The organism is Moraxella equi (assembly GCF_002027555.1).
GTDB classification, from domain to species: Bacteria; Pseudomonadota; Gammaproteobacteria; order Pseudomonadales; family Moraxellaceae; genus Moraxella; species Moraxella equi.
This window is the reverse complement of sequence record NZ_MXAP01000047.1, coordinates 58,936-65,037: the sequence shown is the minus strand read 5'-3', so window position 1 is coordinate 65,037 and position 6,102 is coordinate 58,936. Positions and strand designations below refer to the sequence as shown.

Annotated in this window: 8 protein-coding genes, 3 tRNA genes and 1 pseudogene; 8 read left to right on the top strand and 4 right to left on the bottom strand. The window is 43.8% G+C overall.

Going from position 1 to position 6,102, the window contains the following annotated elements:
* Together B5J93_RS13480 and B5J93_RS05085 are read left to right on the top strand one after the other, a co-directional pair.
* Positions 1-269, top strand: a pseudogene (locus B5J93_RS13480) (bifunctional nicotinamide-nucleotide adenylyltransferase/Nudix hydroxylase); the annotation flags it as partial.
* A gap of 10 nt (positions 270-279) precedes the next feature.
* On the top strand, positions 280-1,269 hold the full coding sequence (locus B5J93_RS05085) for a hypothetical protein (RefSeq protein ID WP_079325163.1): 990 nt from the start codon (positions 280-282) through the stop codon (positions 1,267-1,269).
* A 120-nt stretch (positions 1,270-1,389) separates the two neighbouring features.
* Here B5J93_RS05085 and B5J93_RS05080 read toward each other — a convergent pair.
* From B5J93_RS05080 to B5J93_RS05070, 3 genes are all read right to left on the bottom strand, one after another.
* Positions 1,390-1,465, bottom strand: a tRNA-Asn gene (locus B5J93_RS05080).
* Position 1,466: 1 nt separating this feature from the next.
* Positions 1,467-1,542 (bottom strand) — tRNA-Lys (locus B5J93_RS05075).
* A gap of 35 nt (positions 1,543-1,577) precedes the next feature.
* Positions 1,578-1,653 (bottom strand) — tRNA-Lys (locus B5J93_RS05070).
* A gap of 181 nt (positions 1,654-1,834) precedes the next feature.
* Between B5J93_RS05070 and dut the strand changes: the two genes are divergently transcribed.
* From dut to B5J93_RS05045, 6 genes are all read left to right on the top strand, one after another.
* Positions 1,835-2,299, top strand: a complete 465-nt coding sequence (dut, locus tag B5J93_RS05065; RefSeq protein ID WP_079325170.1) for a dUTP diphosphatase — start codon at positions 1,835-1,837, stop codon at positions 2,297-2,299.
* 3 nt (positions 2,300-2,302) lie between these two features.
* A complete protein-coding gene (locus B5J93_RS13765) occupies positions 2,303-2,605 on the top strand; it encodes a hypothetical protein (protein WP_167432570.1) in 303 nt (100 codons plus the stop codon).
* Positions 2,544-2,831: a GNAT family N-acetyltransferase gene (locus B5J93_RS05060; protein WP_265734203.1), complete on the top strand. Its 288-nt coding sequence runs from the start codon at positions 2,544-2,546 to the stop codon at positions 2,829-2,831. Before B5J93_RS13765 ends, B5J93_RS05060 begins: the two co-directional genes overlap by 62 nt.
* Before the next feature lie 13 nt (positions 2,832-2,844).
* Positions 2,845-3,738 carry an acetylglutamate kinase gene (gene argB / locus B5J93_RS05055; RefSeq protein WP_079325161.1) on the top strand — a complete coding sequence of 298 codons (894 nt, stop codon included), beginning with the start codon at positions 2,845-2,847 and terminating at the stop codon, positions 3,736-3,738.
* A 97-nt stretch (positions 3,739-3,835) separates the two neighbouring features.
* Positions 3,836-4,906, top strand: coding sequence for a DUF4349 domain-containing protein (locus tag B5J93_RS05050; protein WP_079325160.1), 1,071 nt, complete (start codon positions 3,836-3,838; stop codon positions 4,904-4,906).
* 148 nt (positions 4,907-5,054) lie between these two features.
* Positions 5,055-5,519, top strand: a complete 465-nt coding sequence (locus B5J93_RS05045; RefSeq protein WP_079325159.1) for a hypothetical protein — start codon at positions 5,055-5,057, stop codon at positions 5,517-5,519.
* 155 nt (positions 5,520-5,674) lie between these two features.
* Here B5J93_RS05045 and B5J93_RS05040 read toward each other — a convergent pair whose 3' ends face one another.
* Positions 5,675-6,028, bottom strand: a complete 354-nt coding sequence (locus B5J93_RS05040) for an ArsC/Spx/MgsR family protein (RefSeq protein ID WP_079325158.1) — start codon at positions 6,026-6,028, stop codon at positions 5,675-5,677.
* Between the last annotated feature and the right edge of the window lie 74 nt (positions 6,029-6,102).

Genomic DNA, 6,102 nt, shown 5'->3' with positions numbered 1-6,102 from the left:
TGGGTTCGGTTGGTATACAAGAAGAAACAGGGCTTATCATCAGTCCCAATGCCCTAAAAGCAAGTCATACCTTTGACGCTCCTGACCGTTCGGTTCGTGGACGGACGGTAACGACGGTGTTCTATTTTGAATTGACAGGCGATAAGCTCCCCGATGTGGCAGGGGGCGATGATGCCAGCCTTGCGTTTTGGTTGCCGCTTGGCAAGCTTGATGGGCGTATGATGTTTGAAGATCATTATAGCGTGATAACCAAGATGTTGGGGTTGTAGGGGTGCTTTGATGAGATGGTTGCTTTGTTTGATGATGTTTATGAGTGCTTGTGCTTATGCAAACAGCCACCCAAATGCTGATGAGCTGATTGGTTGTGTAGAACATGACGAAGACAAGCCTTATCAGAGCATGATGTGTCTTTTGCCCAATCAGCGTGTGATGATAAGCGCGGTGGGCATGGTGGCGTTTGGCGGTTATCAGCTTGCGGATGATGTGATGTCTATTGAGATGGACAAGCCTTCTGTGTTTGCCGTGATGAGTAGGCATAACCGTTATCAAGATGGCACACGTCTTCATATCAAGGGGCGAAGTGATGAAGATGGTTTTTTATTACAAATTAATGATGATGAGCCAAATTACGTCTCTGGCGGTAGCGCTTATCTGTGTTATGGTAATGATGTCAATACCTTGAAGTTTTATGCTAACATGAATGAAGTGGGTAAAGATGGCAGGAAGCACCAAGAGAGCTATGCATGGCAAAATGATATTCCGAGCGGTCATAATGACATCATTGTCATGTATGGTGCCAAACGAGAGCGATTTAGCCAAAGTTTTAGTTATAAACTGATGACTGATAATGGGCGGATTTATTTTATACAAGATGGGGCGGATGAGACAGTAGGGCGAGCGTATCTGAGCCGTGATGAGAGCGAGCTTGATTTTATTGATGAATATTTTGATGATAACGGCAATCCTATTGTGGAAAAATTAAACGACCCTAATTTTATCCTGCTAAATGGGTTTAATCAAATAGACATCCTGATGAGTGATGATCAGTCGTATGGGTGGGATTTGGATGCGTTTGATTATCATGAAAACGGTGATTATTATACGGTTAAACCTGAGCATTTGTCTGAATTTCACGCCAAAGATGATAAAGTCTATCGGTATCATTGGGTATCAAACCAGCCCAACAAGATGGCAAAGACAGACATGGCTAAGTATCAAGACATCCGTCAAGGTCGGTGGCAGTGCCAAGTAACCGCAAATGATTGGTGATGGGGTGTGGGCATGGTGGTGTGGTCTGTGTCATCATGCCCATGGTGTCAAGCAACTAATGATATAACCAAAAATGAAAAGCAAAAACCCTTTTCTAAAATAGAAAAGGGTTTTTAAATATGGCTCCCCAACCTGGGCTCGAACCAGGGACACACGGATTAACAGTCCGATGCTCTACCGACTGAGCTATTGGGGAATGGTGGGTCGTGCAGGATTCGAACCTGCGACCAATTGATTAAAAGTCAACTGCTCTACCAACTGAGCTAACGACCCGCTAAGCACAAGGCTTATTCGGTCATCTAGGATAATGGTGGGTCGTGCAGGATTCGAACCTGCGACCAATTGATTAAAAGTCAACTGCTCTACCAACTGAGCTAACGACCCTTATCACTAAACGTGGTGCGTATTATACATGGAAATTTTGATACGTCAAGCGTTTTTTTATGAAATTTTTAAAAATTTAACAAAATAAAAGGCTTTTGGGGCTTTGGCATTGCTTTTTTGGGGGCAGTTGCTTAAAATTAGCCAATCATTGATGAAATTGATTTATTTAAAAGGCAATCTTATGCAATCTGTCCAAGTCAAACTCCTAAACCCAAAAATCGGCTCTGACCCTGCCTTTCCCCTACCCACCCGAGCCACAGACGGCTCGGCAGGCATAGACCTAAGGGCATGCATTGATGAACCTGTGGTTATCAAAGCTGGCGAGACCAGACTCATCGGCACAGGGCTTGCAATATATATCAAAGACCCCAATTTTACAGGGATTATTTTGCCACGCTCAGGGCTAGGACATAAGCATGGCATTGTACTTGGCAATTTAGTAGGCTTGATTGACGCTGACTATCAAGGCGAGCTTATGGTGTCAGTGTGGAACAGAAGCGAGACCGACTTTACCCTAAATCCTGCCGAACGCATGGCTCAGTATATGGTCGTGCCTGTGGTGCGTCCAAGCTTTGAGATTGTCGATGAGTTTAGCGATGACAGTGAGCGTGGTGCGGGTGGGTTTGGTAGCTCTGGGGTGAAATAAGCAATGACGCAGCTGACATTTAAGAAGCCAAGCATCGCCGATCAAGCAAGCATCTTAAGCTTTCGCCAAGCATTCAATGCCAAATGCCCTGCCATGCACGGCTCAAATGAGCTAAACGCCTTTACTGACGGCGGCTTTGTCGGTTGGCTAAATTATATCAACGCCCCATCTGGCACCAATTGGTTTGACTATGAAAAAGTGGCGGACAGCAATCGCATTACAAGACGATGCCGTAGTGGGCATCATGCATTTGCGCCACCATCTAAACAACATTCTGGTGCAGCGTGGCGGACACATCGGATATAGCGTACACCCAGATTTTCAAGGACAAGGTATCGCCACAAAGATGCTGGCGTTTGCCATTGATGTCTTACGCCAGCTTGATGTCGCTGACATCTTGGTTACCTGTGAAACTGGTAACATCGCCTCAAAAAAGGTGATTTTAAAACAAGGTGGCGTCTTAGAGAATGTCTTAACCATACACACCCCCAACAGAACTTACGACATAGAGCGTTACTGGATCCGACCTTAAACAAGGAAAAAATATGCAACACAAATCCCTAACATTAGACGAAGCCAAACATACAAGCGAGGTCATCACCACCGCTTTGCCTTATATCCAGCGTTATAAGGACAAGCTTATCGTGATTAAGTATGGTGGTAATGCGATGACTGACCCTGTGCTAGAAAGCTCCTTTGCCCGTGATATTGTCCTACTCAAAACGGTGGGCATTCACCCTGTGGTGGTGCATGGCGGAGGTCCGCAGGTGGACAATCTCATGAACGAGCTTGGGCGTGAATCCGACCGCATTGACGGTATGCGAGTAACCGACAAAGACACGATGAACGTGGTGGAAATGGTACTGGGCGGTAGCGTGAACAAGTCTATCGTCAACCTCATCAACAAACATGGTGGCAAAGCCATCGGTCTGACAGGCAAAGACGCCAACCTTATCCGTGCAACCAAACTTGCCATGACCGACAAAGACGGAAACCTCATTGATTTGGGTTTCGTGGGCGAAGTTGCCGATGTCAATACAGATGTCATCAATATGCTTATCCACAGCGATTTTATCCCTGTCATCGCTCCACTTGGTGTGGACGAAAATGGCGAGACTTACAACATCAATGCCGACCTAGTGGCGAGCCGTGTGGCCCAGTTTTTAAATGCCGAACGCCTACTTCTGCTCACCAACATTAAAGGCGTGCTAGACAAAGATGGCGGTGTCCTTACCTCGCTGACCCCCACCGATGTGGATAATCTCATCGCTGACGGCACAATCAGCGGGGGCATGATACCCAAAATCGCAGGGGCGCTGGATGCGGTCAAGGCAGGGCTTAGAAGTGCGACCATTGTGGACGGGCGAGTGCCACACGCTTGTTTGCTTGAAATCTTTACCGATGAGGGTGTGGGGACGCAGATTTTAAGGGATAATTAGTGGTATAAAAGACGGTCATCAAGCTGTTTTTTATGCGTAAAACTTGCTTTAAAAAGAATAATCATTTATATTAGCCCAAACCCGTTTGGAAATCCCCATGCAAAAATCCCTTGCCCTTATCGTCTTTATCGCTTTATTATCCGCCTGCTCTAAGCCCCATGACGGCGAGATGTCTCATCAGTCAGTAAGCTCTGATGTGGTAAGTGTGGATATGGCAAGCGTTGCTGGTACGGACGACCCAAACGGTCTAAATCCTGACAACTCAAACCCTGCCAATCCTGCTCTTGACAGTCAAGCCACCACCCAAGGCGAGCAGGCTCATTTGGCAAACAAAGCCTTTATCATCAAGGCGGACGTAAACTTTGCCGTCAAAGACGTGGTTGCCACCAAAGACCAGTTAGAAAGCCTAACTCTGCAAACGGGCGGATATATCCAAACGTCCAAGATTTATAACAACACCACCGACACACACCGCTATCCGATTGGGGGCGAGCGGCTCAAAGTGCTAACCCATTTTGTGCGTCATGGCATGATGACGGTGCGTATCCCTAAGGCGAATGTGGGCGAGTTCTTAAAGGGGGTGCAAGGGCAAGTGGTATTTTTGGACGGTCAAGAATTTAACGCCACTGATGTCGCCCTAGATTTACAACGTAACGCCCTACACGCTCAAATAGAAGCCGAACGCCAAACCAAACTGGGTGAGCTTGATGCCACCAAAACGGACGATTTGGCGGACAAATCGGCTCATGTGGGCGAGATGACAGGCTCAAAATACCGCCAAACCCTTGCCGAGCTTGACCGCAAGGCTCTTGCCGAGCAAGTGGCATTTAGCACGATAACGCTTGCCTTTTATCAAAATCCGCAAATTTTTGAATCGGTCATGCCCGACACACAGGCGTATATCGCCAAAGACGAGCGGGCGAATTTTGGTCATCGCTTTGTCCAAAGTATCGGTACAGGTTGGCTGTATTTCTTAGAATTTATCTTGTGGCTGGCAAGTTTGTGGGCGTTTGCTTTGGGACTTGTTGTTGCTGCTCTATTTTATAAAAAGGTGTTTAAGCCGTTTTACAATAGACCATTTAGAAAAAAGCAAATAGTGAGACAGTCAAGCCAAAGGAAATGGAGAGCAAGGAGAGTGATGATAAATGATAAGATTGGGTTAAATTGATTTTAAATTTTTCTAATTTTATTAAAAATGCTTTTTATAAAATTAGAATAGTTTTAAAATTTAAATACATAAAGGCAGTTTATTCGTCTGATTATCAAGATTGGCTTGGGGAAGCTACCATTTATTGGCTGTAAGGGATTTATGAGTTATGAAAATTGTGTATCACATTACCGCTCAATTAATACATGACGATGATAATCATAAAGAATCCAAATCACAAATCTTGGTTAATGACCAGCCCATTGATATATTTATTGATGAATGCCACCTAAGAGATGTTGTACAAGTAGATGTGGATAAGTTTATTTTGTTTGCAACCTATGATTGTCCCTTTGAAGAAATACTGAGTATTTATTTGATTGATGTTAAAAATTCATTGATTATGGATGGTTTGTGGTTGGGATTGGCGTATCATACAGATTTTTTCACTGGCATAACCATTATTAATAATAAAATCAAATTTAATTTTATCAGTAATAATGTATGGGAATTAACGTATGTCAAACAAGGATTTTTTGACGGTATTCATGCGTTAAAAGAAATGATTAATCCTATTGTGCATAGACGACCATCCATAAAGTGTTATCTAAAAATACATAACGTCCAACCTTAATTTAAAGTGGTAATTTATGATTGTCGGGTAATTATTTTTTGGGTTGTAAAGGTAATTTATTCGCCCAAAAATCAACCCTTTATTAAAGGGCAAATGTGATTTGCCCCTACAATCTACCCAAAGGTATGATGAATTAACAAACCAAATTTAAACCACTACACCCCAAACACCCCACCCCACTCGCTCTCATCAAAACCAATCAGTGCCACGCCATCACCCGTTATCATCGGGCGTTTTAAGACGCTAAGATTGTCCTTGACTATCTCATACATGGCGGAAACATCGCCACCCGCTAGCACGGTTTTGGCGGTGTCATCTAGTTTTCGGTAAGTTGTGCCTTGCTTGTTGATGACTTTTTCGCCAAAGGTTGCCACAAATTTTTCAAAATCATCTTGGCTTAATACCGACTTTTTATAATCAAAAAACTCATGAGTTATGCCATTTTGATTTAAAAAATCAAATGCTTTTTTCATGGTGTTGCAGTTTTTTATGCCATAAATGGTCGTCATGGGGGTGTCTCGCTTTACAAAATATTGGCAAATTATAACAAAAATCGGCTATAATAGCGTGTTAAATTTTTTAT

Coding starts and splice junctions, on each gene's coding strand:
- B5J93_RS05040 (WP_079325158.1), bottom strand. CDS start 6,028: ATGACGACCATTTATGGCATAAAAAACTGCAACACCATGAAAAAAGCA.
- dut (WP_079325170.1), top strand. CDS start 1,835: ATGCAATCTGTCCAAGTCAAACTCCTAAACCCAAAAATCGGCTCTGAC.
- B5J93_RS05050 (WP_079325160.1), top strand. CDS start 3,836: ATGCAAAAATCCCTTGCCCTTATCGTCTTTATCGCTTTATTATCCGCC.
- B5J93_RS05085 (WP_079325163.1), top strand. CDS start 280: ATGAGATGGTTGCTTTGTTTGATGATGTTTATGAGTGCTTGTGCTTAT.
- B5J93_RS05045 (WP_079325159.1), top strand. CDS start 5,055: ATGAAAATTGTGTATCACATTACCGCTCAATTAATACATGACGATGAT.
- argB (WP_079325161.1), top strand. CDS start 2,845: ATGCAACACAAATCCCTAACATTAGACGAAGCCAAACATACAAGCGAG.
- B5J93_RS05060 (WP_265734203.1), top strand. CDS start 2,544: ATGCATTTGCGCCACCATCTAAACAACATTCTGGTGCAGCGTGGCGGA.
- B5J93_RS13765 (WP_167432570.1), top strand. CDS start 2,303: ATGACGCAGCTGACATTTAAGAAGCCAAGCATCGCCGATCAAGCAAGC.